The organism is Collimonas silvisoli, assembly GCF_018305005.1.
GTDB lineage: Bacteria > Pseudomonadota > Gammaproteobacteria > Burkholderiales > Burkholderiaceae_D > Collimonas > Collimonas silvisoli.
The window spans coordinates 1-22442 of record NZ_JAGQEG010000062.1; the positions used below are offsets into that span (position 1 = coordinate 1).

Annotated in this window: 25 protein-coding genes; 14 read left to right on the forward strand and 11 right to left on the reverse strand. The window is 60.0% G+C overall.

Annotated elements, in window-relative coordinates:
• From KHU33_RS16735 to KHU33_RS16745, 3 genes are all read left to right on the forward strand, one after another.
• Positions 1-482: DUF6396 domain-containing protein (locus KHU33_RS16735; protein ID WP_230414330.1), on the forward strand; the 482-nt coding region annotated here is incomplete at its 5' end.
• 43 nt (positions 483-525) lie between these two features.
• Positions 526-2535, forward strand: a complete 2010-nt coding sequence (locus KHU33_RS16740) for a phospholipase D-like domain-containing protein (protein ID WP_211464955.1) — start codon at positions 526-528, stop codon at positions 2533-2535.
• 110 nt (positions 2536-2645) lie between these two features.
• Complete coding sequence (locus KHU33_RS16745) at positions 2646-4175, forward strand: SEL1-like repeat protein (RefSeq protein ID WP_211464957.1); 1530 nt, start codon at positions 2646-2648, stop codon at positions 4173-4175.
• Positions 4176-4199: 24 nt separating this feature from the next.
• Here KHU33_RS16745 and KHU33_RS16750 read toward each other — a convergent pair whose 3' ends face one another.
• Positions 4200-4397: a hypothetical protein gene (locus KHU33_RS16750; protein WP_211464960.1), complete on the reverse strand. Its 198-nt coding sequence runs from the start codon at positions 4395-4397 to the stop codon at positions 4200-4202.
• 21 nt (positions 4398-4418) lie between these two features.
• Between KHU33_RS16750 and KHU33_RS16755 the strand changes: the two genes are divergently transcribed.
• Positions 4419-4556, forward strand: a complete 138-nt coding sequence (locus KHU33_RS16755) for a hypothetical protein (RefSeq protein WP_211464962.1) — start codon at positions 4419-4421, stop codon at positions 4554-4556.
• A gap of 18 nt (positions 4557-4574) precedes the next feature.
• On the opposite strand, the gene KHU33_RS16760 is transcribed toward KHU33_RS16755, so the two are convergent.
• The 3 genes from KHU33_RS16760 to KHU33_RS16770 form a co-directional block, all read right to left on the reverse strand.
• Complete coding sequence (locus KHU33_RS16760) at positions 4575-6149, reverse strand: aldehyde dehydrogenase (NADP(+)) (protein WP_211464964.1); 1575 nt, start codon at positions 6147-6149, stop codon at positions 4575-4577.
• 23 nt (positions 6150-6172) lie between these two features.
• A complete protein-coding gene (locus KHU33_RS16765; RefSeq protein WP_211464966.1) occupies positions 6173-6847 on the reverse strand; it encodes a GntR family transcriptional regulator in 675 nt (224 codons plus the stop codon).
• An 88-nt stretch (positions 6848-6935) separates the two neighbouring features.
• Positions 6936-7856 (reverse strand): dihydrodipicolinate synthase family protein, encoded by a 921-nt coding sequence (locus tag KHU33_RS16770; protein ID WP_211464968.1) that lies wholly within the window; start codon positions 7854-7856, stop codon positions 6936-6938.
• A gap of 266 nt (positions 7857-8122) precedes the next feature.
• Here KHU33_RS16770 and KHU33_RS16775 point away from each other — a divergent pair, with 266 nt between their 5' ends.
• Both KHU33_RS16775 and KHU33_RS16780 read left to right on the forward strand, forming a co-directional pair.
• Positions 8123-9247, forward strand: coding sequence for a branched-chain amino acid ABC transporter substrate-binding protein (locus KHU33_RS16775; RefSeq protein WP_211464970.1), 1125 nt, complete (start codon positions 8123-8125; stop codon positions 9245-9247).
• Between the two features lie 105 nt (positions 9248-9352).
• Entirely contained in the window at positions 9353-10123 is a 771-nt protein-coding gene (locus KHU33_RS16780) for an AraC family transcriptional regulator (RefSeq protein ID WP_211464972.1), read from the forward strand.
• Here the strand turns inward: KHU33_RS16780 and KHU33_RS16785 are convergent.
• From KHU33_RS16785 to rsmD, 7 genes are all read right to left on the reverse strand, one after another.
• Positions 10083-11423: an NAD(P)/FAD-dependent oxidoreductase gene (locus KHU33_RS16785; protein WP_211465013.1), complete on the reverse strand. Its 1341-nt coding sequence runs from the start codon at positions 11421-11423 to the stop codon at positions 10083-10085. The two genes, KHU33_RS16780 and KHU33_RS16785, sit on opposite strands and share 41 nt — an antisense overlap.
• Positions 11423-11686: a 2Fe-2S iron-sulfur cluster-binding protein gene (locus KHU33_RS16790; protein ID WP_211464974.1), complete on the reverse strand. Its 264-nt coding sequence runs from the start codon at positions 11684-11686 to the stop codon at positions 11423-11425. The genes KHU33_RS16785 and KHU33_RS16790 overlap by 1 nt, the downstream gene beginning before the upstream one ends.
• Positions 11679-12800, reverse strand: a complete 1122-nt coding sequence (locus tag KHU33_RS16795; RefSeq protein WP_211464976.1) for an NAD(P)/FAD-dependent oxidoreductase — start codon at positions 12798-12800, stop codon at positions 11679-11681. Before KHU33_RS16795 ends, KHU33_RS16790 begins: the two co-directional genes overlap by 8 nt.
• Positions 12797-13732 carry a 4-hydroxyproline epimerase gene (locus KHU33_RS16800; protein ID WP_211464978.1) on the reverse strand — a complete coding sequence of 312 codons (936 nt, stop codon included), beginning with the start codon at positions 13730-13732 and terminating at the stop codon, positions 12797-12799. The genes KHU33_RS16795 and KHU33_RS16800 overlap by 4 nt, the downstream gene beginning before the upstream one ends.
• 110 nt (positions 13733-13842) lie before the next feature.
• Complete coding sequence (locus KHU33_RS16805) at positions 13843-14121, reverse strand: YfhL family 4Fe-4S dicluster ferredoxin (RefSeq protein ID WP_211464980.1); 279 nt, start codon at positions 14119-14121, stop codon at positions 13843-13845.
• Positions 14122-14223: 102 nt separating this feature from the next.
• Positions 14224-14712: a pantetheine-phosphate adenylyltransferase gene (coaD, locus tag KHU33_RS16810; RefSeq protein WP_038485166.1), complete on the reverse strand. Its 489-nt coding sequence runs from the start codon at positions 14710-14712 to the stop codon at positions 14224-14226.
• 42 nt (positions 14713-14754) lie between these two features.
• Positions 14755-15402, reverse strand: a complete 648-nt coding sequence (rsmD, locus tag KHU33_RS16815) for a 16S rRNA (guanine(966)-N(2))-methyltransferase RsmD (protein ID WP_211464982.1) — start codon at positions 15400-15402, stop codon at positions 14755-14757.
• 284 nt (positions 15403-15686) lie between these two features.
• Between rsmD and ftsY the strand changes: the two genes are divergently transcribed.
• From ftsY to KHU33_RS16855, 8 genes are all read left to right on the forward strand, one after another.
• Positions 15687-16787: a signal recognition particle-docking protein FtsY gene (gene ftsY, locus KHU33_RS16820; RefSeq protein WP_211464984.1), complete on the forward strand. Its 1101-nt coding sequence runs from the start codon at positions 15687-15689 to the stop codon at positions 16785-16787.
• A gap of 45 nt (positions 16788-16832) precedes the next feature.
• Complete coding sequence (locus KHU33_RS16825) at positions 16833-17531, forward strand: cell division ATP-binding protein FtsE (protein WP_211465015.1); 699 nt, start codon at positions 16833-16835, stop codon at positions 17529-17531.
• Entirely contained in the window at positions 17528-18454 is a 927-nt protein-coding gene (ftsX, locus tag KHU33_RS16830; protein WP_211464987.1) for a permease-like cell division protein FtsX, read from the forward strand. The genes KHU33_RS16825 and ftsX overlap by 4 nt, the downstream gene beginning before the upstream one ends.
• A 13-nt stretch (positions 18455-18467) precedes the next feature.
• Complete coding sequence (locus tag KHU33_RS16835) at positions 18468-19304, forward strand: AraC family transcriptional regulator (protein ID WP_211464988.1); 837 nt, start codon at positions 18468-18470, stop codon at positions 19302-19304.
• Positions 19305-19411: 107 nt separating this feature from the next.
• Positions 19412-20371 (forward strand): DMT family transporter, encoded by a 960-nt coding sequence (locus KHU33_RS16840; RefSeq protein ID WP_211464989.1) that lies wholly within the window; start codon positions 19412-19414, stop codon positions 20369-20371.
• Between the two features lie 37 nt (positions 20372-20408).
• Positions 20409-20951, forward strand: a complete 543-nt coding sequence (locus KHU33_RS16845; protein WP_329956076.1) for a hypothetical protein — start codon at positions 20409-20411, stop codon at positions 20949-20951.
• 146 nt (positions 20952-21097) lie between these two features.
• Positions 21098-21442 carry a DUF1840 domain-containing protein gene (locus tag KHU33_RS16850; protein ID WP_211464991.1) on the forward strand — a complete coding sequence of 115 codons (345 nt, stop codon included), beginning with the start codon at positions 21098-21100 and terminating at the stop codon, positions 21440-21442.
• Positions 21442-22341, forward strand: a complete 900-nt coding sequence (locus KHU33_RS16855) for an alpha/beta hydrolase (protein WP_211464992.1) — start codon at positions 21442-21444, stop codon at positions 22339-22341. The genes KHU33_RS16850 and KHU33_RS16855 overlap by 1 nt, the downstream gene beginning before the upstream one ends.
• Positions 22342-22442: the final 101 nt, after the last annotated feature.

The following is a 22442-nucleotide window of genomic DNA, read 5'->3' on the forward strand; positions in this document are numbered from 1 at the left end:
GTCTGGCTCCTCATGGCATAGATCAAGCGCGGGCAGACCGTTATTGGGCTTTCGGAAAAGCCCTTGAACACAATCCAGATCTACGCTTCCCCAACCTCGACAAAGTCTTGCCATTACCACCGGCTAAACTACCGCAATGGAATGGCAAGCCGGAAGACCTGCTCAATGCAGCCAAGCCGGTCATGCCGATGCCAGCGCCGCCGGCCGCGACACCCGGCGCTAACCTTTCCGGTCGCGCCCACATTCCGCAAGGCTGGGTGCTGCCGAAAGAGGCCATGCCGCTGGCTGCTGAAACAAGCGATGGCCGACAAGTCTCGTCGCAATACGAAGGCACCGCCGTCCGGTTCACCGGTTATTGGCTGCCGCAATTGCTCAGCCCGCGCACGCAAGCCCATCACTTATGGAATCAAGATCAAGCGCCGCAACCGTCGGCGCCACCAACGTTGCCTGTCCAGGTACGCAGCGGCCTCTGGCCAAGCTGATAGACATGTATTCGTTTTAACTATTTGAAAGACTCTGATTGCCATGCCACCAGATATCAACCAACTATTGCGGACTGGAATATTCCACATCGATGAGCTCTCTTGCACAGCGAACATCAGCAAGCAGTGGCTGCTGGAAAATCGCAACGCGCCTGACGGTCATCCGATTTCGGCAGACAACCATTTGCAATTCTACGTCTGCGCGTCCGAGACTTTTCCGCATATCGTCAAGGATATCCGTGCTGCAAAAAAAAGCGTCGACCTGATTTGCTGGGGTTTCGATCCCGGCATGGAGGTTGGCGAGCGCCAGGGTGAAACCTGGCCGCGTGGCCTGACTTACGGCGATCTGCTGTCTCAAGTTGCGGCTGCGGGTGTTCGCGTCCGGTTGCTGGTGTGGTATCCCGCAGGGACAGGCAAAGAACTCGGATTGATGGCCAATAACTTGCCGGGTTATACAAATCGGAAGCAGCTTCAACGTGTTGTCGCTGCATTCGCCGATAAAAATAATCCGGATCTCGCTAATTTTCATCTCGCCTTTCATCAAACGCCAGATCGTGCGAAATACTGCCTGGATTGGTGGGACAAAGTCACGACCGGGAAGATGCCGAATGTGCATGTGCGCCATCGTTGCCCGAGCGCGGCCGCTGTTGCTGCCAACCTGCAAGGCGAGACTAGCGGCTTTACGCCGGCAGAAATCGCAGGGTTGAAGAGTGTCGCCACGCATCATCAAAAGCCCATCCTGATTGATTACGATCTTCCCGGCCCGACATCGGTCGGCTACGTGATGGGCTTGAATTCCACGACGGATTACTGGGATACGCCTGAACATGTTTACGACGATCCGCTGAGAGGTTACGCCTGGGAAGGTACGGCCGATGTCGCCAATCCTTATCTGCATTTGAAGCCGTATCGGGATTATGCGATCCGGGTGCAAGGCAGAGCGTTGCACTGCCTGAACCGGAATTTTTCGAGCGCCTGGGATCGCGCCGAACGCAACTGGGATCTGAAGGCTGAAACAGGTTCGCTTGCCTGGGTAAGGCAAGCATTTACTGCCGCCCAGTTCACGCTGCCAGCCGGCAAGGACAGGCATATCGCCCAGATCGTGCGCACCCAACCGGAGGAGGACGATAAAACCATCCAGGAGGCCTATTGGCTGGCGACCAGCCAGGCGCGTAATTACATTTATATCGAGAACCAGTATTTCCAGCACACGCCGTGGGCGGAACATCTGAAAGAAATGCGCCGCAAATATGTCCAGGGTATGCAAGCGGCTTGTGTCACGCCGCCGATTCCCGATCTGTATGTGTTTATCGTCATGCCGGAGCCGGAGAAAGGCGGCATGGTGCCGCGTACTTACGACACCGTGGCGGAACTGGGACAGGGAGGCACCATCAAAAAATACGATGCGAATGTGCGTGATTTTAGGGAAATGCAGCCGCAGGATCGCGATTCAATGATCGCCCGGCTGGCGAAGAATGTCCGGCAGTTAGACCCGGCAACGCTGGTCAGAACCCATATCATGGATGCGGATATTGCGGACTCCGCCAGTCGCCCGCCGGTCAGCGCCGCCGATCTGGAGACGCTCGGTATCAAGGTCTTGATCGCCAAGCTGTATACCCAGGGCAGCAAGAACAGATGCCGCGAAATCTATATTCACAGCAAATTGATGATTGTTGACGATGTGTTCTTTACGCTGGGCAGCGCCAACCTGAATCTGCGCAGCATGGCGGGGGATAGCGAGATCAACATCGCTTGCATGCACAAGGATTTGCCGAAGACGATGCGGCAGAAGGTGTGGGCTAATTTGGCAGGATCCAGATTCAATGGTGGGGATGGGAACGGTGTTTCTATTGAAAGTACCCATACCAAATGGATCAGGAAAATGAAAAAAAACGCCGCTATTGTCGATAAAGCCATTAAAGGCAGCAAGGATATCGGCCGCATCGAGAATCACATTGTCACTTTCTCCGATCCGCGCGGTTCCACCGGATTGGGATTTCGTATGGCGCAGGCGCCTGTTGCCACTGAGGATAGGGAGGTTGCCGCCGCATGATGCCATTTTCTACCTCATCCAACATGCATGGCGGCACATGGCGCCGTTGCCTGCCGCTGTGGCTTCTTTGTCTTTCACTTTCTCAAACGGCCTGTTCCATGGATAACGATATGCCCCGCAACCAGATTCCCGAGTTGTTTCATCCGCATCGTACCGAGTTCACCTGCAAGCACGAACTGACGACAGCACCACCGCTGGACCCGCAGGCAGAGGCCTGGTATCAGGAGGCGCTGGCGCTGGATACCCCGGATCTGTGGAAGGACGACCGCAACTGGCCGCGCATCATCGAGCTGTATACCAAGGCCGCAGAGCGCAAACACTGGAAAGCCATGAACAATCTGGCGACGCTGTACCAGACCGGTGTGTGGGGCTTGCGCGACTCTAACAAGGTACTCGTAGCGCGCAATGCTAGAGCAGCGATCGCGTTGACGGAGGACGCCATGCGGATGGGAGTACCGCTGGCTTACGCCGTGATGGGTAACTATTATGCCGATGGTTTTGTCGTCAAACGAGACGCGACTGCCGCCTGGGCGTTCTGGCAAAAGGCAGCTGACATGGGCAGCAGTTATGCGCAATTTACCTTGGGGCGTAGTTTGAATGCGGTGCTGGAAAGAGATGAGCCGGAACGTGATCGCTGGAACAATGAAGTGATCGGCCTCAAGATGCTCGAATGTGCTTTTGCGCAGGGAAATGGTGACGCGGCTGAGGCGCTGGGGATCGAGTATGATGTCATTCAAAATAATAAACCACGCGCACTTCTCTATCTCCACGAGGGGGTGAAATTCGGCAGCGCCGGATCTGCAAATGCGTTGTTTGTAGAATTTGAACAAATTGGTGGTCTCGCCCCAGATGGTATTGATGAGTCAAGAAGTCGCCGCTACCGTGTTTTTGGGAAAGCCCTTGAACACAACCCCGATCTACGCTTCCCCAACCTCGACAAAGTCTTGCCATTACCACCGGCTAAACTACCGCAATGGAATGGCAAACCGGAGGACCTGCTCAATGCAGCCAAGCCAGTCATGCCTGTGCCAGCACCGCCGGCCGCGACGCCTGGCGCCAACCTATCCGGCCGCGCCCACATTCCGCAAGGCTGGGTGCTGCCGAAAGAGGCCATGCCGCTGGCTGCCGAAACAAGCGACGGCAGACAAGTCTCGTCCCAATACGAAGGCACCGCCGTCCGGTTCACCGGTTATTGGCTGCCGCAATTGCTCAGCCCGCGCACGCAAGCCCATCTCTTATGGAATCAAGATCAAGCGCCGCAACAGTATGCGCAAGGCGATCTGTTTGAAGACCTGCGCACCGGCCTGATCCCGGCCGACGGCCGCATCATGTGGCATTACATGGGCATGCCGCAACAGTTGGCGCTGCCGGCATTGGCCGCCCAGGTGCGCAGCGGCCTCTGGCGCATCGCCAGCGCGAATCCCGCCGCCATGACCTTGTGCGACGGCGCAGATCCGTGCCCGCAAAGCGGCATCTGGCAACCGACGATACCGGCAGAGCATCCGCTGAAATCCCTGGTGAACTGGCGCTGGCGGCAGAGCGCTGTGTTGCAGGGACAGCGCTTTCCGGAGCCGGATAAAGATTGGCTGGTGGATGTCGCCAGCGATATGGTGACGTGGCAGTTGGTCGAGGCAGGGTAAGGCGCCACCGCATGATGCCATTTTTTACCTCATCCAGCAGGCATGGCGGCGCATGGCGTTGTTGCCTGCCGCTGTGGCTTCTTTGTCTGTCACTTTCTCAAACGGCAAGCCGAAACCATACTGCACCACAAACGCACCTGCAAAAATGGCCAGGGCCAGACCGGTGCTGACGCGGCCGGCCAGATGTGCGGGAAATTCGCGCAGCAGTGCTGCATATGACAACCCGCCCGCAGTCCCGATCCGATGGATATCCTGCTTGCTTATCGCGCCAATCCGCGTGTCGACGGCGGCGTCACCTTCGGCGTCAATGCAATCTTGCTGGAAGGAGCGGGCGCAATCTTGCGCTGCGGACAACAGATCGAGCTTGAACTGGATTTCTGACCCTTACTTGCCTTACCTTTACTTGCGCAACTGACCGTCGCGACGCTGCCAGATAGCCAGCGGATTGGCGTCTTGCACGGCCTCGGGCAGCAAATCCTGCGCCAGGTTCTGGTATGACACCGGACGCAGGAAACGATAGATCGCCGCACTGCCGACCGATGTGCTGCGGCTGTCCGAAGTGGCGGGGAACGGACCGCCGTGCACCATCGCGTGCGATATTTCGACGCCGGTCGGGAAACCGTTCGCCAGGATCCGGCCGGCCTTGCGTTCCAGCACCGGCAGCAAGCGGCGCGCCAGGGCTTTGTCGCCCTCATCCATCTGCAAAGTGGCTGTCAGCTGGCCTTCCAGGTGCTCGGTCGCCTGCAACAATTCCGCTTCGTCTGCACAGGCGACCAGCAGAGACACCGGACCAAACACTTCTGCTCCCAGAACCGGATTACTCAAAAATGCAGCCGCGCTGGCGATAAACAAGGCCGGCGCCGCCTGGCAGCCATCTGCAGCCGCGACCCGCCCCAATTGCCTGACCTCGGCTTGCGCCGCCAGCGTCGCGACTCCCTGCTGGTAAGCGGCATGAATGCCGACGGTCAACATGGTGGCCGCGCTGCGCTGCGCCAATTGTTGGCTGGCCAGCTGTGCGAAACGCTCGAAATCCGCGCCGGCCAACCCCAGCACCAGCCCTGGGTTGGTGCAGAACTGGCCGGCCCCCATTGTGACTGAATCGACGAAATTCCCGGCGATGGCCTCGCCGCGCGCCGCCAGCGCAGCCGGCAGCAGGTAAACCGGATTGATGCTGCTCATTTCGGCAAACACCGGAATCGGCTGCGGCCGCGCCGCTGCAGCTTGCATCAGAGCCAGGCCGCCTTGGCGCGAACCGGTAAAGCCGACTGCCTGGATCTGCGGATTCTGCACCAGCGCAATACCGAGCGCATTGCCGACGCCGGTCAGCAATGAAAATACGCCTTCCGGCAATTTGCAGCTGGCGACTGCCTGTTGCACTGCGCGCCCGACCAGCTCCGAGGTACCGGGATGCGCCGGATGCGCCTTGACCACTACCGGGCAGCCAGCTGCCAGCGCAGCAGCTGTATCGCCGCCAGCCACCGAAAACGCCAGGGGGAAATTACTGGCGCCGAACACTGCCACCGGCCCGATGGCGATATTGCGCAGGCGCAGATCGACGCGCGGCAGCGGCTGCCTTTCAGGCAAGGCCGGATCGATGCGGGCATCGTTCCACGAACCTTCGCGCAACACGGCGGCAAACAGGCGCAGCTGGCCCACTGTGCGGCCGCGTTCCCCTTCCAGGCGCGCGCGCGGCAAGCCGCTTTCAGCCATGGCGCGGAGAATCAGTTCGTCGCCGATATCGAGAATCTGCTGGGCTATCGTCTCCAGAAACCGGGCGCGCGCTTCCTGGCCGGTCTCGCGATAAGTATCGAACGCGGCTTGCGCCAGGGTGCAAGCGCGTTCGATGTCTTGCCGGTCCGCGCTGTGGAAGTCGGGCGCTATCGGCTTGCCCCGCGCCGTATCGAAAGCCTGGAATACAGCGCCCTTGCTATTGCTTTGGCTGTTGCCGATGATCGATTGTCCGCTGATGGCCATATTTCCTCTTGCTTGCTACCTTCCTAGCTGTCTATGACTTTGCGTGCAAACAGTTCCAGGTAGTCGATCAGGGCGTTGGCGCCTTTGACCGCTTCCTGCGGATCGCCGTCAGCAATCGAAGCAGCCATCAGCATGTGGCATTTGGCGCCCTCGACGACGTCGCCTTCATGCTGGAAGGCATACCAGAAACGCCGGCACTTGATGATCAGCGGCGTCACTGCCGCCACCGCCGAGGGATTGCGGCAAGCCGCGTGGACCACGTGATCCAGTTCCTGATCGGCTTGCATGTATGCGCTCAGGTCGTCTTTTTTTGCCGCCGCCACCATGCGTTTTGCACAAGCCAGCAAATCCTTGCGCTGCTGCGGCGTAGCCCGGCGCGCGGCGCTTTGCGCGATCAACTGGTCCAGCACGCGCCGGGTTTCGATCAAGGTCAGATGTTCGGCAGCTTCGATGTCGCTGACGATCAGGCCGCGTCTGGGCATCTGTTCGATCAGGCCGTTCGAGGTCATGCGCATTAATGCTTCGCGCAAAGGCGTGCGCCCGTACCCCGTGATTTCGACCAGATCGGCTTCGACAATGGGCGCGCCAGGCTGGATCTGCAGTGTGACGATCAGGTTTTCCAGCGCGTCGTAGGCGATATCCGCCGCCCGCAATTTCGGCGGCGGCAAGCTGCGTTCAATTTTTTTACTGCTGACCATGGTGCTTTACCAATCCCTATTCTGCTTACCGTGTGCAGGCAAAACCAGATGATAGCAGTCCGGCTGTAGCATGCGGCAGATTAACGGCTTAGCGGCCGAGCTTAAACTGGCTCAGGTCGGGGCGCGTATCGATTGCCTTCTGGATGATGGCGGCGACCTTTTCACGTTCTGCTCCTGCCAGCGGCTGCCGCGGACGGCGCACGATTTCATTGCCGACGCCGGCCATCGCTTCGATCAGCTTAAGGTTTTGCACCAGCTTGGTCGACACATCCAGATGCAGCAGCGGCGTCATCCATTGATACAGCTTGAGCGCCTCCTCGTAGCGCCTGGCTTTCATCAGCGTGTACAACGCTACCGTTTCCTTCGGAAAGGCGACCACGACGCCGGCCAGCAAGCCATCGGCGCCTATCGCCAGCGCTTCGAAAGCCAGGTCGTCCACCCCCATGAACAATTGATAGCGGTCGCCCAAGGCATTGCGCAGGTCGGTGATGCGGCGGATGTTGTCGGTCGATTCCTTGATCGCCACCAGCCATTTGCAATCGGCAAGTTCGATGAAATCCTGCGGCGTCAGGTCGACCCGGTAGGCAACCGGATTGTTGTAGACCATGACCGGCAGCTGTGCGGCATTGGCGATGGTGCGCAAATTGTCCTTGGCTTCACGAGCGTCAGCCGCATAGAGCACCGACGGCATGACCATCAAGCCTTGCACGCCCAGCTTGGCGGCCTGCTCGGCGAAATGCACGGCGTCTCTGGTGCGCAACTCGGAGACGTTAGCCAGCACCGGCACGCGGCCGCCTGCTGCCGACAATGCGATCTTGGTGACTTCCAGCTTTTCATTCAGCGACAGCGTGCTGGCCTCTCCCAGCGATCCGCAGGTGACCAACCCATGCACGCCGCTGTCGATCTGGAAGGCGTAGTGCTTTTCCATTTCGGCGTGGTCGAGATCTTCATTTTCCTTGAATTTGGTAGTAACTGCTGGAAATACACCTTCCCATTTTGCTGACGACATGTGCGGCTCCTTGAATAAAAAAAATCAGGCTGGTACGAAAATCAGACTGGTACGACGGCCAGTGCTGGAAACGATCATTTTTAGCGATACTAATATCTTGCAAATATATTTGCAATATATTTAAATGGCATACCTGCACAAGAAACAGAAGGAGAAAAACGTCCGCAAAAGCCGGCGCCGGCAGCATCGCCAGCACTGTGCAGAGTTCAGCATGGATCTTGCATAGATCTGTACAAATCCACGGAAACTAATCGGGAGTAAAGAAAATGAGCTTTACCATCAAAGCAATTTGTCTGGCCTGCAGCTTGGTAATCAGCGCTGCATCCTCGGCGCAGGAAATCGTCAAGATCGGCCTCTCCAGTCCGTTGACCGGCCCGCAGGCGCCAGCTGGAAAGGATAATGAAAGCGGCGCCCGGATGGCGATCGACCAACTCAACAAGAGCAAGTTCACGGTAGCCGGCAAAGTGCTGAATTTCCAACTATTGACGGAGGACGACCAGGGCGATCCGAAAGCCGGCGTCGCGGTAGCGCAAAAACTGGTGGACAGCAAAGTCAAGGCCGTGCTCGGACCTTATAATTCCGGCGTGGCGATCCCGGCGTCCAAGGTCTACAACGATGCCGGCGTGGTCATGGCGACCGTCGGCACCAACCCGCGCATCACCCAACAGGGTTACGAACATGTATTCCGCCTCGATCCCAACGATAATCAGCTGGGCGGCAACATGGCTGTATACGCGGCCAGGCAGCTGAAGCTGAAAAAGGTCGCAGTCATCGATGACCGTACAGCTTACGGTCAGGGTGTCGCCGATGCTTTCCTGAAGGCGGCCAAGGCCAGCCAGATCGACATCGCCAGCCGCGAATTCACGAACGACAAGGCAAGCGAATTCAGCGCCATCCTGACTTCGATCAAAGGCAAACAGGTCGATGCGATTTTCTACGGCGGCTACTTTGCCCAAGCCGCCGCCATGAAACGTCAGATGAAGCAGCTGGGTCTTGACGTGATCCTGATGGGCGGCGACGCCATCTGCAATGCGGAAACCGGCAAGCTCGGCGGCGACGCCGTCAACGACAAGCTCTACTGTGTGCAGGGCGGCACCGTGCTGGGCAATAAGGCGACCGAAAAAACCTTCCTCGGCGATTTCCAGAAAATCTACGGCAAAGCCCCGCTGACTTATGCACCGTATTTCTACGACGGCATGCTGATGATTGCCGAGGCCATGAAAAAAGCGGGTTCAACCGAACCCGCCAAATTCGGCCCGGCGCTGGCGAGCATGAAATATACGGGCGTAGTCGGCGACTATGAATTCGACGCCAGTCGCGATTTGAAGAATGCCCCGGTTACCATTTATCAGTTCAAGGGCGGCGAGCCAGTTGCCGTTCCTGCGCACTGACAGCTTTACGCAACTGCCGGTGTTGATACACCGGCAGTTGCCGCTCCTGTCCAGCGGGTATGATGTTAAAACTCATTTCACAGCGATAACTGCCGCGCTACCAGCATGAACCAGTTCGCCGCCCCGACCGACACCCTCATCCAGAGCGACCGCAGCTTGCTGGCGGCGTCGCTAGGCAATGTGTTTTTTGCCGAAGCGCTGTTTGACGTCTTGCCGGATGTCGTATTTTTCGTCAAAGGCAAACGCGCCGAATACCTGGTGGCCAATCATGCGCTGGTGACGCGTTGCGGCCTTGCCGACAAGGCGGCTTTGCTGGGACGCAACGCCAGCGATATCTTCCCGCCGAGTCTCGGCGCCGGCTATCTGCAGCAAGACTTGCAGGTACTCAGCACCGGCATCGATATCCACGACCAGCTGGAACTGCATCTGTACCCTAACCGTGCTCCCGGCTGGTGCGTCACGCATAAAATAGTGCTGCGCGACCACGCCGGCGGCATTGCCGGCATGGCTGGCATTTCACGCGACCTGTCGATGCCGGACAAGAACCATCCGGTCTATAAGCGCGTCGCCGCCGCGGCAAGTTTTATCCATGATCACTACGACCAGCCATTGCAGATAGCCGGACTGGCGCAGCTGGCTGAACTGTCGGTGTCGCAGCTGGAACGCTATTTCCAAAGGATTTTCTCCCTGAATCCGCGCCAGATGATTATCAAGACCCGGCTCGATGCAGCGTCGTCTATGCTGGCCGGCCAGTGCAGCATCACCGAGATCGCCGCCGCCTGCGGTTATCACGACCATAGCGCCTTCACGCGCCAGTTCAAAGCCACGGTCGGGATTACACCGCGGGCTTACCGCGCACTGTTGCAAAGCGGGTAAATCGGCTGCCCGAGTCGCACTCAGGATCGCACTCAGGATCGCACTCAGATTCAAGCGGATGCAAGGCCATCAGGCTGGCGATGCGCGCCGGCGCGATCGGCAAACGTACTGAATCCGGCTTCCAGCCGAACAGGAAGTCAGTCGCGCCGCCGCAGACACGACCCTGGCACGGCCCCATGCCGCAGCGCGTATGCAGTTTTGCGCTGCGCCAGCTGGCATGCGCTTGCAAGGCATCGTAAGCCACATCCTCGCAACGGCAAACCAGGGTTTCCGGCGCGCACAAGCGGCGCAACTCAGGGCGCAGGGCGAACGCGCTGTCCAGGCGCCTGGCGAACGCTTGCTGACGGCGGCGCTGCGCCAGCCAATGGCTTGCGGGATTGCCTGGCGCGCTGGCATGGATGCCGGCAATATGGCCCTCGGCCAGCGCCAGATCGACGCCGCCAACGCCGCTGCCCTCGCCGGCGCAATAGATATTTTCCAGGCTGGTCTGCTGTCGCTCGTCGACCTGCACCGCGCCCTCCACGATGCGACAGCCGAGCGCCTGCGCCAACTCCGTATTGGGCAGCAAACCGTAGCCGCAAGCCAGATAATCACAGTCCATGCTCAGTCTCCGCCCGGCAACCATCATCTGCACTGCACTTAGCTGCTGCTCGCCTTGCGCCCGCAGCACATAGCTGTCAGCCCGATACGGCACGCCTGCCAGTTGCAGACGCAATTGCCAGGCTTGGCGCAATTTGGCAGGGGTGCGCGCCAACTGCAGCGTGAACCCCGCCAGCTTGCGCCAGCTGCTTTGCTCCAGTATGTGCAGCACCCGCGCCCCGCGCTGTTGCAAAGTCGCCGCCACCGCCAGCAGCAAGGGGCCGGAACCGGCCACAACGATGCGCTTGCCATGCACCGGGTAGCCGCCTTTGACCAGCGCTTGCAAGCCGCCGGCGCCGGTCACGCCGGGCAAGGTCCAGCCGGGAAACGGTAACAGCCGTTCGCGCGCGCCGGTGGCCAGTATCAGCTTGCGATAGCCCAGCCTGAATGCCTGTTGCGGGGTTTCCAGCAACAATTGCGCCGCGGCTGCCGTTCCTATCACGCGGCTCTGCATGAACCACTGGACATTGGCCATCTGCTGCAATTCAGCCCAAAGCTGGCTTGCCTGCGGGTTGTGCTGCGGACCGCCACGCCAGATCTGGCCGCCGGCCAGCGGATTGTCGTCAACCAGCGCTATCCTGGCGCCGCTGCGCGCAGCGCTTCTGGCCGCAGCCAATCCGGCCGGACCGGCGCCGACGATGACGATATCGGCATTGTGCATCATGCGGCAGCCTGCACGGTTTCTATCTGCATCCCCGCGACGCACAAGGTCTGGCAAGCCAGGCGATGCGCACGACCGTCTATGCTGACCCGGCACTCCTGGCAAATCCCCATGCCGCACAACGGCGCCCGCAGCATGCCGCTGACCGAACGCCGCGTGATGCCAGGCGCGCCCGCCACGGCCAGCGCCGCCGCCACGCTGCAACCGGCGACCACCTTCACGCTGCGGCCATTGACGCATACCGAAATGTCGTCTTCATTCATGGTGCCTTCCCAGTTGCTCAAAGCGCGCCGGCAAATACGGCGCTATCGGTATCTGCGCCGGCTTGCCGGCAATCTGTGCAGCCAGCAGCTGGGCGCTAGCCAGCGAGGTGGTAATTCCCAATCCTTCATGGCCGGTGGCCAGCCAAACATCGGCGCGCGACGGATGCGGCCCGATCAGCGGCAAACCGTCGCTGCTGGCAGCGCGCAAGCCGGTCCAGCAACGCAAGGCGTTGAGGCCGGCCAGCGCCGGCACGAAGTTGGCCGCGTGCGCCAGCATGCGCGCCAGGATCGCCGGCTCGACCGCCTTGTCCGTAACATCGAACTGGCGTGAAGAGCCAATCAATAATTGTCCGGTCGGGCGTGGCTGCAAATTGAAGGCTACCGAATCGCCATCGGCTGCGTGCGCGCTTTTGATATAACCGAGTTCAACCAGCTGATGGCTAATCAGCCCGGGATAGCGGTCTGTGACCACGATATGGCCTTTCTTCGGCCGAATCGGCAATTCCGGCAACAGCTGCAGCGACGCGCTGCCGTTCGCCACCAACACTTTGTCGGCGCGCAGTTCAGCGCCGCCAGCCAGCAGCACACCGTGTCCGGTTATCGCCAACGCTTCGCCGTTGCGCATCTGCGCGCCGCGGCGCTGCGCCCGCGCCAGCAGCAATGCGGCGCTTTTCGGCGGATAGACTATCGCATCAGCATCAACACACAAGCCGCCGCACAGCCCGGGGCGCAACTGCGGCTCATGCGCATACAAGGCTGCCGCATCCAGCAGTTCGCAAGCGATGCCGTGCGCGCTCAAGCAGACCTGCTTGTCACGCGCCGCCGCCATTTCCTCGTCATCGGCGGCAATCCACAGCGTGCCGCAGCGGCTGTACTCATGCGGTGCGGGATCGGCAGCGGCAAGCTGCCGCCACAGCGCAAGCGAATAGGAAGTCAGCGCCAGTTCGGCAGGATTGTCATCCATCACAACCAGATGGCCCATGCCGGCTGCGCTAGCGCCGCTACCCACTGCTTCGCGTTCCAGCACCGTCACTGCCATGCCCTCGGCTGCCAAGGCATCGGCGCAAGCGGTGCCGATAATGCCGGCGCCGATCACCAGCACGTCGATGCTCAAGCAATGCCCCAGGCGAAGGGGTCGTCCTGGCTAAAGATGAAGCTGCTCTCGGCGTTGACGTACGCAGTACCGCGGATGATGGGCAGGATCTGTTCACCCTGGCGCCGGTAGGACGCCTCGAATACGCTGCCGATGATGCTTTCCTGGCGCCAGACTGCGCCTTCGGCCAGCTTGCCGTCGGCCGCCAGGCAGGCAATCTTGGCGCTGGTGCCGGTGCCGCAGGGCGAACGGTCGTAGGCTTTGCCCGGGCAGAGGACGAAATTGCGGCTGTGGTTGCCTGCTTGCCGGGCCGGGCCAAACAGTTCGATATGGTCGATCAATGCACCGTCCGCACCTGTGACCCCGGCCCGTTCCAGGCTGGCGCGCAGCGCCCAGCAGAAATCGGTCAAGGCAGCGATATTCTCCTGCTGCAGATCCTGGCCATGTTCGCCAACCAGGAAAAACCAGTTGCCGCCCCAGGCGATGTCGCCGCTCACGCGACCATAGCCAGGCACTTGCAACTCGACGTCCTTGCGCAGGCGATAGGCGGGAATGTTGTGCACGATTACGCTAGAGTCTGCATGCAGTTCGGTCTCGACCACGCCGACCGGAGTCTCGATCTTGTAGCGGCCTGGACCTATGCGCCCCAGGTAAGCCAGCGAAGCGATCAGCCCGATGGTGCCGTGGCCGCACATTCCGAGGTAACCGACATTATTGAAAAAGATGACGCCAGCCGCGCAAGCCGGGTCTTGCGGCTGACACAGCAGCGCGCCGACCAGCACATCGGAGCCGCGCGGCTCGCACACCACCGCCGTGCGCAAGCGATCATGTTGCGAGCGCAGCAGTTGCAGCCGCTCGGCCAAGGGACCATTGCCCAGATCGGGAGCGCCGGCCAGCACCAGACGGGTAGGTTCGCCGCCAGTGTGAGAATCGAGAATCGAGATTTTTTCCATACCGACAGCGTAATCGGGGCCACCGCCGCTGTCTTGCTACTATGCGCCGCAATAGATGACGAAATCGGCATAGTGCCGGCGGCCGGATTTGCTGCGCGCCGCAGCGGGATTTATGGCTGCTTGGCAGCGGCCGGCGCCGCCAGCTCGGCCTGCAAGCGCTCGTACTTGGCTTGCAGCTGTTCCTTGGATTCACGCCAGGCCGGATCGAAAGGAATGCAGCTGACCGGACAGACTTGCTGGCACTGCGGCTCGTTGAAATGGCCCACGCATTCGGTGCATTTATGCGGGTCGATTTCGTAAATCAGCGGCCCCATGTAAATCGCACCGTTCGGGCACTCCGGCTCGCATACGTCGCAATTAATACAGTCGTCGGTGATCAATAAAGCCATTGCACTACTCTTTTAAATCAAGTTGCAGCGGGATCAGGCGATCCCGCCTTACTGCCCTGCCGTCATTTTATGCTTGTTGAGGATTTGCCGCTGCGAAGCCGCTTAAGGCTGCTGGGCGTCCAGCTTTTCCTTGAGCCATTTTTCGACCGAAGGGAAGACGAATTTGGAGACATCGCCGCCCAGCGTTGCGATCTCGCGGACGATGGTGCCGGAGATGAACTGGTACTGATCCGACGGCGTCAGGAACAGGGTTTCCACATCCGGCAGCAGGTAGCGGTTCATGCCGGCCATCTGGAACTCGAACTCGAAGTCAGAGACGGCGCGCAAGCCGCGCACAATCACGTTAGCGTCGTGTTGCCGCACAAAATCCTTGAGCAGGCCGGAGAAACTTTCCACCTGCACATTGGGATAATGGCCCAGCACCTCGTTCGCAATCGACAGGCGCTCCTCCAGAGAGAAAAACGGCTTTTTGTTTTTGCTGTCGGCGACGCCGACCACCAATTTGTCGAACAGTCCGGATGCCCGGCGCACCAGATCTTCATGGCCGCGTGTGAGCGGATCGAACGTTCCTGGATAAACTGCAGTGACCATCTTCTTCCCCCAATCAGATCGCGCATTATGCCTGAATTTGCATCAGGAATAATGCCCTTGCTTTTTAAGCAAGTGGTAAAACACTATACCCGCCTTATCGGCCCGGAGCAGTTGCCAGCCGCTTAGCCATGGCGGCAAATCGTCCTCCTGCAGCGCGAATTCGGACTCCAGGTACAGCAAGCCATGCGCGGCCAGCAAACCCTGGCACAACGGCAACACCTTTTCCAGCCAGCCCTGCTGATACGGCGGATCGAGGAAAATCAGGTCGAAGCGCGCGGCCTCGATCCCGGCTTTACTTAGCCAGGTTAGCGCATCGCTGCGCAGAATCCGCACCTGGCTGGCGTCCAGCTTGGTCTTGGTGGCTTCCAGCTGGCGTGCTGCCGGCGTATTGTGTTCGATCATCGTTACTTCCAGCGCACCACGGCTGGCAGCCTCAAAACCTAAGACGCCGGTGCCGGCAAACAGATCCAGGCAACGAACCGTGCTCCAATTGCCGTCCAGCAAGTGGGACAGCCAGTTGAACAAGGTTTCGCGTACCCGGTCCGGCGTCGGCCGTAAACCTTCGCTATCCAATACAGCCAAAGGCGTGCGCTTCCAGGCGCCGCCAATAATCCGGACCTGGCGCGCCAACGGCGGTTTGATGGCGTGTACCGGTGTCTTCGGCGGTTTTTTGCTACTTGGTTTTTTCATTAAGTTTAATAAAGATGGGGAAATTTGCTGGAATTCTATCAATCGTCATGGCCGACAGGGCTATTTTAGGACTTACGCAAAACTGTCCCGGCAACGAGCTTGCCAAACCCTGACGACGAAGACAGTACGACTGTACGGCCAGGAGGAGTAACGCCGCTGGGGCAGTTTTGCGTAAGTCCTTCCGCCTGGCTCTGATAGAATGCCGGAGATTGTACCTCTTGTGCAGCCAGCCCCGGCAAGCTGCTGCAGCGCCCTATTTCACCGCCTTACAGATCAGGCCTCAGATGTTTAGTTTCTTCAAGAAAAAACCAAAACCCGAAGTTGCTCCCTTGCCAGAATCTTCTGCGCCAACGGAGTCGCCGCAGATAGAAGCCGTAGTGGCGACTGCAGTCGCTACGCCAAGTTCGGCGCCTCCTGCCGCGCCAGCCGCACTGATTGAACTGCCGGCCGAGACCGAGATCGTCTCGGCGCCGGTGGCGGCTGAACAAAAACGCTCCTGGTTGTCGCGTTTGAAAACGGGGTTGTCGAAAACCTCCTCCAACTTGAGCATTTTGTTCGTCGGCGCCAAGATCGACGACGATCTGTACGAGGAGCTGGAATCGGCGCTGCTGGTCTCTGACGCCGGTGTCGACGCCACCCATTTTCTGCTCAACGCCTTGAAAAAGAAGGTCAAGGAAGACAAGCTGACCGAAGCGGCCCAGGTCAAGGCGGCACTGCGCAGCTTGCTGATCGATTTGCTCAGCCCCTTGCAAAAACCGCTGGTGCTGGACCAGCATCAGCCGCTGGTGATGATGATCGCCGGCGTCAACGGCGCCGGCAAGACCACCACCATCGGCAAACTGGCCAAGCATCTGCAAGCCCATCAGCAATCGGTATTGCTGGCCGCAGGCGACACCTTCCGCGCCGCCGCGCGCGAACAACTGACGATCTGGGGCGAGCGCAATAACGTCACCGTGATCGCGCAGGAATCCGGCGATCCGGCTGCGGTGGCCTTCGACGCCGTGCATTCGGCGCAGGCGCGCGGCACCAATGTGGTGATGGTCGATACCGCCGGCCGCCTGCCGACCCAGTTGCACCTGATGGACGAGCTGAAGAAAATCAAGCGCGTGATCGGCAAAGGCATGGCCAGCGCCCCGCACGAGATATTGCTGGTGATCGACGGCAACACCGGCCAGAACGCGCTGGCGCAAGTCAAGGCTTTCGACGATGCGCTCGGACTGACCGGCCTGGTGATTACCAAGCTGGACGGCACCGCCAAGGGCGGCGTGCTGGCCGCCATCGCCACCACCCGCGCGATCCCGGTATATTTCATCGGCGTCGGCGAACGGATTGAAGACTTGCAGCCGTTTGACGCTGCCGATTTTGTGGATGCACTACTTAGTTAATTGCGAACTCATTCGAGCTAATTGATGACAGGCCCTAGCCACTCCATGATTGAATTCAACCAGGTATCCAAAAAATACGGGCGTGACGTGGTCGCGCTGCGCGATATCACGCTCACAGTCAACAAGGGCGACCTGATTTTCCTGGCCGGCCCGTCCGGCGCCGGCAAAACCACGCTGCTCAACCTGATTGCGGCGATTGAACGCCCCAGCAGCGGCACGCTGACTGTCAGCGGCGCTAATGTCGGCAAGTTGAAATCGTCCGGCTTGCCTTATCTGCGGCGCAATCTGGGATTGATCCTGCAACAGCAAAAGCTGCTGCAGGATCGCACCGTGCTGGCCAATGTCATGCTGCCGCTGCTGGTTACCGGCGCCACCCGCGCCGAAGCGGAAAAGCGGGCCCGGGCCGCGCTGGATAAAGTCGGCCTGCTGGACAAGGCGGCGACCGATCCGAAAGCTTTGTCCGGCGGTGAACAACAGCGCGTGTCGATCGCCCGGGCGATTGTCAACCGGCCGCAAATCATCCTGGCCGACGAACCGACCGCCAACCTCGATCGCGACAACGCCAACAAGGTGCTGGACGCGCTGCGCTCGTTCCACGCAGTCGGCGTGACTTGCCTGATTTCCACCCATGACGAGCAGTTCCTCGGCAGCGCCAACCGCGTGGTGTTCCTGGATCAGGGGCAGATTGTCGACCACTGGCAGAATTCCGCCGTGCGCAGTAACAGTAGCGGAGGTGCAGCATGAACAGCTGGCTGCGACAACACCTGTTTGCCATCGGCGACGCCTTCACCCATCTGCTCAAGGCGCCCGGCGGCTTTGCGCTGAACGTGCTGGTGGTAGCGATTGCGCTGGCGCTGCCGTTCGGCGGCCTGACCTTGATCGAGAACGTGCGCCCGGTCTCCGAACAACTGGCGGTGGAACCGGAAATCAGCATCTTCATGGCGCAGGATGCGGTGCGTGACAAGGTGACCGCGCTGGCCAAGCCTATCGATAGCGTGTTGCAGCGCCATCACAGCTCAGCCAAAGTTCTGTTCATTCCGCGCGAAGACGCCTTGATCAGCCTGAAAAACAAAACCGGCATGGACGACGCCCTGACCACCCTCGGCCAGAATCCCTTGCCGGATGCTTACGTGCTGAAGCTGGCCGGCTTCCACGATGCGCCTGACGCTGCTCGTATCGACACCATTGCGGCCGACCTCAAAGCGCTGCCTGGCGTCGATACCGTGCAAGTCGATTCGGAGTGGGTCAAGCGGCTGGCGGCCCTGCTGGGCATCTTGCGCCTGGTATTGCTGTTCCTGGCGATCACGCTGGCGGTGGTGGTAGTGGCCGTGGTGTTCAACACGGTGCGCCTGCAAGTGCTGACCCAACGCGAAGAAATTGCCGTCGCCAAGCTGGTCGGCGCTACCGACGCCTTCATCCACCGGCCGTTTTATTACACCGGCGCGCTGCTCGGCCTGTGCGCAGGCGGCCTGGCGCTGGGTGCGGTGGCGCTTGGCTTGCAGCCGCTGAACCAGGCGATTGCCGAATTTGCCCGTTTGTATGCGTCGGAATTCCGTTTGTTGCCGCTGAACTGGGTAACCAGCCTGGCGCTGCTGGCGATCAGCGCCGGCCTCGGCCTGGTCGGCGCGGTGCTGTCGGTGCGGCGCCATCTGGCGCGGCTGGCCTGAGCTGAGTATTGACGTGTTCCACCATCCGTCCGAATTTGTCACCTTCAAGACCAGCCCGCATCTGCCGGGCGTGGAATTGTATTCGGCACGGCTGGTCGATCACGAATTTGCGCCGCATGTGCACGACGCCTATTCGCTGGGCGCTATTGAAACCGGGGTCGAGCGTTTCCGCCACAAGGGCTCGCAGCATGTCGCCCCGGCCGGTACGCTGGTGCTGTTGAATCCCGATGAATTGCATGACGGCCACGCCGAGATCGCCGCCGGCTGGACTTATCAGATGCTGTTCATCGAACCGCAGCTGCTGCGCGAACTGACCGGCAGCGAGGCTTATTTCGCCGCCGCGACCGCCCATGATCCCTTGCTCGCCGACAGCTTCCAATTGCTGTTCAAACGCATGTGGCAAGCGCCGGACGATCTGGCGTTTGTGTCGCATTTCACGGTATTGATAGACGCTGTCACGCAACGCTATGGCAAGAACCTGCGCCCGGTGCCGATGCCGGCGAGCCGCCAGCCGCAACGCATGCTGGCGATGCGGCGGGTGCTCGATTGCATCGAGGCCAATCTGGATCAGACCTTGCATATCGACACCCTGGCGGCCGAGGCCGGCATGTCGATATTTCATTTCGTGCGAGCCTTCTCAGCCTTGTTCCACGCCACCCCGCACCAATACCTGCAAGCGCGCCGCACCACCCGCGCCAAGACCTTGCTGGCGCAGCGCAGCACGCCAACCGACGCCGCCGCCGCGGTCGGGCTGACCGACCAAAGCCACCTGACGCGCTGGTTCAAGCGCGCCTACGGCGTCACGCCGGCACAGTATCAACAGCAAATTGGTACAAGACCGCTGAGCTAAAGATGGGCATGATGAGTAAGACAACCACTCTTGCGTATCATTGATTTTTCCATGCCATCACCTCAATTCATTGCACTATCGTCGCAGCACCTAAGCGCAGCTGCAGCATGCTGACCGGCCTGTTATGCGCTCTCGGCGCCGGCCTGATGTGGGGGCTGGTATTCATCGCGCCGTTGATGTTGCCCGATTATCCGGGCCTGATGCTGTCGTTCGGCCGCTATGTCGCGTTTGGCCTGATCGCGCTGGCGCCCGCCATGCTCGACCGCAAGCGCATCGCCGCGCTGAGCCGGGCCGACTGGCGCGCCGCCTTGAAGCTGTCGCTGGTCGGCAATCTGTTGTATTACGCAGCGCTGGCAAGCGCGATCCAGCTGGCCGATGCGCCGCTGCCGACCATGCTGATCGGCACCCTGCCGGTGGTGATTTCGGTGTTTTCCAACTGGTCGCCGGGGCATGCGGCGGAAAGCGTGGCCTGGCGCCGGCTGGCGCCGTCGCTGGTGATTATCCTGATCGGCATCTTGTGCGTTAACGCCGCCGAGCTGGCGCATATGCGGCTGGCGGGCAGCAGCAACCCGCGTTCGCTGGGCGACTATGTGCTGGGCTGCCTGATCGCGCTGGCCGCGGTCGCCGCCTGGACCTGGTACCCGATCGTCAATGCCCGCTATCTGCGCGCCAATCCGCATATCAGCCCCTCCACCTGGGCCACCGCACAAGGCCTGGCGACCTTGCCGCTGGCGCTGATCGGCCTCTTCGGTTATGGCGCTTATCTGCAACTGGCAGGCGGCTCCTATGCCTTCCCGTTCGGCCCGCGGCCGCTGCAGTTTGTCGGCTTGATGCTGCTCATCGGCCTGTGCGCTTCCTGGATCGGCACCCTGCTCTGGAACAAGGCGAGCCAGCATTTGCCGACCGCGCTGCTGGCGCAACTGATCGTGTTCGAAACCTTGTCGGCCTTGCTGTACGCCTTCATTTTCCGCGATGCGGTGCCAGGTCTGCAGGTCATGGCGGGAATCGCGCTGTTATGCATAGGCATAGTTTTCGGTGTGCGCATCTTTCAGCATCAGATACCATAGAGGCTGCGTTCATTTCTGCAGCCTGCTGCGCTATCTCGTGAAACCTGCACTGACTTTATCTGCCCGCTTGCTCGCTGTTTGCACCGTACTGGCATTGTGCGCTTGCTCGCCCAAATTCAACTGGCGCGAAGTGCGTAGCAAAGACGCACCGTACAGTGTGCTGCTGCCGGCCAAACCGTCGACGGTCGCGCGTCCCATCGATCTCGACGGCATGCCGCTTACCATGACCATGACCGCCGCCAAGGTCGACGACGCGGTATTCGCCGTCGGCAGCGCCACCGTGCCCGACGCCGCCAAGGCGCAAGCGGCATTGATCGCGATGAAAACCGCGCTGGTGAAGAATATCAACGGTACCGTCAAAGCGGAGAAGACGACCGCTGCGGCCAGCAATGCGCAGGGACTGTCGGCCAGTATCGATGTGGAAGCGGTCGGCAGCACGCCCGGCGGCATGCCGGAAGTCCTGTTCGGGCATTTTGTCAGCAAGGACAAGGAAATCTATCAGGTGATCGTGATGGGGCCGGAAAAGACCGTTTCGCGGGAAAACGTCGAGACTTTCATCTCTTCATTCAAACATAATTAGCATTAATGCAATCCCAGGATTGCTGCCTGCTGCGCCGTCACGGCCGGCCGCCGCTGTAACCACCAGTGACAGCAGTGGCGAGCACCTCGACAAAGAGGTATTCTGTACAATGTCGTTTTTCACCAAAAACAATATTTTGAGGTTTTATGTTAGTTACATTCAAATCCAAGGCGTCGCCCGAAGTCATTATGTTCGAACAAGACGCCAAGCGCATCCTCGATTTGCTGCATAAGGACGTGAAAATCGGCGTCATCACGGCAGCGGAAGGTGCGGCAGCAATTGCCAAACTGGAAGCAGAAACCTCGGAAAGCCGTGCCCACCCGGTATCCGACAGCGTACAGCACGATATCGCAGCCCATCACAACGAAGCAGGTGACGACACGGGCCATGAGCCGGTGCAGACAGTCACCTTTGCCAGCCGAATTCATCCTTTGCTGGAAATGCTGCGCGAAGCGCACAAACACAACGACGACGTACTCTGGGGCGTTTAATGGCCTCCGGTCTTGAGCGACAGCTTACGACCGAAGACGGCATTTCTCTCTCCGTGACCGACTGGCCGCCGGCTGCCGGCGCGCCGCTCGTCGGCAGCATCCTGCTGATGCATGGACTGGGCGAGCATGCCGGACGTTATGCCCACGTAATACGCTTTTTCAATCGCTGCGGCCTGCTGGTGCGCAGCTACGATCACCGCGGCCACGGCCGCTCCGGCGGTCCGCGCGGCGATGTGCCGGACGACGGCGCCTTGTTGCGCGACGCCAAGCTGGTGCTGGACGACCTCAGCCGCCAACAGCAACTGAGTTATCCGCAGCTGGCAAACAGCCCGCCTTTATTGTTCGGCCATAGCATGGGCGGCTTGTTCGCTGCGCGTTTTGCGGTAGCTGGCATGTCGCCGTTGCGCGGCTTGATTTTGTCCTCACCGGGACTGGCCTTGCGCTTGAACCGGCTGCAACTGGGCTTGCTCAAATTGATGTCGGTGCTGGCTCCCGCCCTGGCGGTCCCGAACGGCCTGGATGTCAACCATCTGTCGCACGACCCGGCGGTTGCCAAAGCCTATGGCGACGATCCGCTGGTGCACAATAAAATCAGCGCGCGCTTGTTAAACAGCATGTTGCATGCCGGGCAATTCGCCTTGAATCAGGCACACACCCTGGCTATACCCACGCTGCTGGTGATTGGTGGCGACGACCGCATCATCGATCCCGACGGCAGCCGCCGGTTTTTTACCGCCTTGCCGCCTGCCATCGCCACGCTGCGCGACTACGACGGCATGTTTCACGAAATTTTCAATGAAATCGGCGCCGAGCGGGTATTTGCGGATGTGCGCCGCTGGCTTGAGGCTCAGCACATGCTGCAGCCTTTGGCGAGTTCAGACCCGGCCTTGGTGGATTGACACTGTTTGGCCGTGATGAGAAAAACCACCTGTTTGACATCTAGCATCATTACCGTCAAGCAATCTGAAATTTTACTTTTTCCTGCCACAATCACGCCCTA

Excerpts from the sequence above, each read along its gene's own strand:
- KHU33_RS16785 (WP_211465013.1), bottom strand. The coding sequence starts at position 11,423 with ATGCACAATGCCGATATCGTCATCGTCGGCGCCGGTCCGGCCGGATTG.
- KHU33_RS16760 (WP_211464964.1), bottom strand. The coding sequence starts at position 6,149 with ATGGCCATCAGCGGACAATCGATCATCGGCAACAGCCAAAGCAATAGC.
- KHU33_RS16780 (WP_211464972.1), top strand. The coding sequence starts at position 9,353 with ATGAACCAGTTCGCCGCCCCGACCGACACCCTCATCCAGAGCGACCGC.
- KHU33_RS16850 (WP_211464991.1), top strand. The coding sequence starts at position 21,098 with ATGTTAGTTACATTCAAATCCAAGGCGTCGCCCGAAGTCATTATGTTC.
- KHU33_RS16840 (WP_211464989.1), top strand. The coding sequence starts at position 19,412 with ATGCTGACCGGCCTGTTATGCGCTCTCGGCGCCGGCCTGATGTGGGGG.
- ftsX (WP_211464987.1), top strand. The coding sequence starts at position 17,528 with ATGAACAGCTGGCTGCGACAACACCTGTTTGCCATCGGCGACGCCTTC.
- KHU33_RS16790 (WP_211464974.1), bottom strand. The coding sequence starts at position 11,686 with ATGAATGAAGACGACATTTCGGTATGCGTCAATGGCCGCAGCGTGAAG.
- KHU33_RS16770 (WP_211464968.1), bottom strand. The coding sequence starts at position 7,856 with ATGTCGTCAGCAAAATGGGAAGGTGTATTTCCAGCAGTTACTACCAAA.
- KHU33_RS16775 (WP_211464970.1), top strand. The coding sequence starts at position 8,123 with ATGAGCTTTACCATCAAAGCAATTTGTCTGGCCTGCAGCTTGGTAATC.
- coaD (WP_038485166.1), bottom strand. The coding sequence starts at position 14,712 with ATGGTCACTGCAGTTTATCCAGGAACGTTCGATCCGCTCACACGCGGC.
- KHU33_RS16740 (WP_211464955.1), top strand. The coding sequence starts at position 526 with ATGCCACCAGATATCAACCAACTATTGCGGACTGGAATATTCCACATC.
- KHU33_RS16755 (WP_211464962.1), top strand. The coding sequence starts at position 4,419 with ATGGATATCCTGCTTGCTTATCGCGCCAATCCGCGTGTCGACGGCGGC.
- KHU33_RS16805 (WP_211464980.1), bottom strand. The coding sequence starts at position 14,121 with ATGGCTTTATTGATCACCGACGACTGTATTAATTGCGACGTATGCGAG.
- KHU33_RS16745 (WP_211464957.1), top strand. The coding sequence starts at position 2,646 with ATGCCCCGCAACCAGATTCCCGAGTTGTTTCATCCGCATCGTACCGAG.
- KHU33_RS16855 (WP_211464992.1), top strand. The coding sequence starts at position 21,442 with ATGGCCTCCGGTCTTGAGCGACAGCTTACGACCGAAGACGGCATTTCT.
- ftsY (WP_211464984.1), top strand. The coding sequence starts at position 15,687 with ATGTTTAGTTTCTTCAAGAAAAAACCAAAACCCGAAGTTGCTCCCTTG.
- rsmD (WP_211464982.1), bottom strand. The coding sequence starts at position 15,402 with ATGAAAAAACCAAGTAGCAAAAAACCGCCGAAGACACCGGTACACGCC.
- KHU33_RS16825 (WP_211465015.1), top strand. The coding sequence starts at position 16,833 with ATGATTGAATTCAACCAGGTATCCAAAAAATACGGGCGTGACGTGGTC.
- KHU33_RS16765 (WP_211464966.1), bottom strand. The coding sequence starts at position 6,847 with ATGGTCAGCAGTAAAAAAATTGAACGCAGCTTGCCGCCGCCGAAATTG.
- KHU33_RS16800 (WP_211464978.1), bottom strand. The coding sequence starts at position 13,732 with ATGGAAAAAATCTCGATTCTCGATTCTCACACTGGCGGCGAACCTACC.